Origin of the sequence: Niveibacterium sp. (genome assembly GCF_041909475.1) — a bacterium.
Taxonomy (GTDB): domain Bacteria; phylum Pseudomonadota; class Gammaproteobacteria; order Burkholderiales; family Rhodocyclaceae; genus Niveibacterium.
Map to the genome: position 1 here is coordinate 1 of NZ_JAYRDJ010000067.1, position 1,620 is coordinate 1,620.

At 61.6% G+C, this 1,620-nt stretch carries 3 protein-coding genes and 1 pseudogene; 3 read left to right on the forward strand and 1 reads right to left on the reverse strand.

Going from position 1 to position 1,620, the window contains the following annotated elements; translation table 11 throughout:
* Positions 1-211, forward strand: a pseudogene (locus tag ACE3P0_RS21075) (mercury(II) reductase); the annotation flags it as partial.
* A gap of 111 nt (positions 212-322) precedes the next feature.
* On the opposite strand, the gene ACE3P0_RS21080 reads toward ACE3P0_RS21075, so the two are convergent.
* Positions 323-643 carry a YnfA family protein gene (locus ACE3P0_RS21080; RefSeq protein WP_374404772.1) on the reverse strand — a complete coding sequence of 107 codons (321 nt, stop codon included), beginning with the start codon at positions 641-643 and terminating at the stop codon, positions 323-325.
* 322 nt (positions 644-965) lie between these two features.
* Here ACE3P0_RS21080 and ACE3P0_RS21085 point away from each other — a divergent pair, with 322 nt between their 5' ends.
* Together ACE3P0_RS21085 and ACE3P0_RS21090 are read left to right on the forward strand one after the other, a co-directional pair.
* On the forward strand, positions 966-1,244 hold the full coding sequence (locus tag ACE3P0_RS21085; protein ID WP_374404773.1) for a hypothetical protein: 279 nt from the start codon (positions 966-968) through the stop codon (positions 1,242-1,244).
* A 58-nt stretch (positions 1,245-1,302) separates the two neighbouring features.
* Positions 1,303-1,620, forward strand: a 318-nt coding sequence (locus ACE3P0_RS21090) for a metallophosphoesterase family protein (RefSeq protein WP_374404774.1), incomplete at its 3' end; no start/stop codon positions are given.

Below are 1,620 nucleotides of genomic sequence, written 5' to 3' on the forward strand. Positions count from 1 at the left end.
CGCCGGCGGCGACAACCTCCTCGGCGCCCACATCCTGGCGCCCGAGGGCGCCGACAGCATCCAGACCGCGACACTGGCAATCTCATGCGGCCTGACCGTGCAGCGGCTCGCCGAGACGATTTTCCCGTACCTCACCACCGTGGAAGGCTTGAAGCTCGCTGCGCTCTCGTTCAACAAAGAGGTGGCCAAGCTGTCGTGCTGCGCGGGGTAAGAAACCATCGAGCCCGGAACACCACTCAAGCAAAAAACCCTTCAGCAGTGCCGCCGGAAGAGCCGACAGGCGCTAGGTGACGGTCGAAATCCAGGGCCAAGGTGACATCGGCTACCCGCGCGGTCCCCAGAGGATGACGGCCGCGGCGATCAGACATAGCGAAGCGCCCGCGATGTCCCAGCGGTCCGGACGCATGCTCTCGATTGCCCAGAGCCAGAACAGCGACGCAACAATATAGATGCCGCCGTAGGTGGCGTAGGCTCGTCCTGCTGCATCCGTCTGAACCAGCGTCAGGTAGGCAAAGACAATCAGCGAGATCAAACCGGGAAGCAGCCACCAGATCGGCTCGCCAAGGCGCAACCAGCCCCAAAACGCAAAGCAACCGGCGATTTCGGCAATAGCGGCGCCAATGTAAACAGCAGCAGTTTTCATCGTTCGAACGTGTCACAGCATGTGCTGCCATTCAACGCGGCGGCTCAAACGGTCACGCGCTCAGACCTGCAACACGCGGATGAGAGATTTCTCGATCAACGCCACAGCCGGGCCGTGCCCACCCATCCAGGCCGAGCGCTCAGGCGAGTCCAATGCGGCAGGTTGTTGCGGAGAATAAGGGAATCACTGTCGAAGAAGCTGTCCTGATTAGCCGGCCAGCCTCGCTCCACCAGTTTTCATTTGCGAAACGGAACACGTCCACGCGCGCCAATCCCGCATCTGCAAATCTCTCCGATCGGCTAGTCGCCATGTTAGCCAAGCCGTGGGCGCCCGCACGACGCCTTGGCTTTACAGATCACTGCTGCGACTCCTCTTCCACGGTGAGCCTGTCACCATCGCCGAACTCGCGGCACAGGATAAGTCTTCGATGTCGTGCAACGAGCGGTGGCTGATCGAATGGCCACCTCGAAGCGGTCGACGGCAGAACTTTCCCGAAGTCGACTGCGCCGAGTGGTATGACCGGTCGAAGATGCTGTCCACGCAGGTGGAGCTTCTCGATCGTCTTCTGGCGATCGCAGCCGTCGACGACGCCCAAAGATGATGTTCAGAGTCGGAGTCATTTTGGACACGGTTTGTTGAGGCCGGAGGCGGAGCGTCGCTTGGCAGGCGTCGATCACATCGTTCACGCCGGCGACATCGGGCGACCCGACATCGTCGACGCGCTTCGCAGGATCGCGCCCGTCACCGCGATCCGAGGAAACGCAGACACCGGTGAGTGGGCCCACGAATACGCCGACACCGAGCTGGTGCGCCTCGCGGGAAAGTCGATCTACGTTCTGCACGACTTAAAGACGCTGCACATCGATCCTCGCGCCGATATCGACGTGATCGTCTGCGGACATTCCTCGTACCGAGGGCCGACAGGACGGACGGTATTCTCTACCTCAATCCCGGCAGCGCGGACCGGCGACGCCTTC

What these genes read in the sequence shown, in the direction of transcription:
- ACE3P0_RS21080 (WP_374404772.1), bottom strand. Translation starts at nt 643, where the DNA reads ATGAAAACTGCTGCTGTTTACATTGGCGCCGCTATTGCCGAAATCGCC.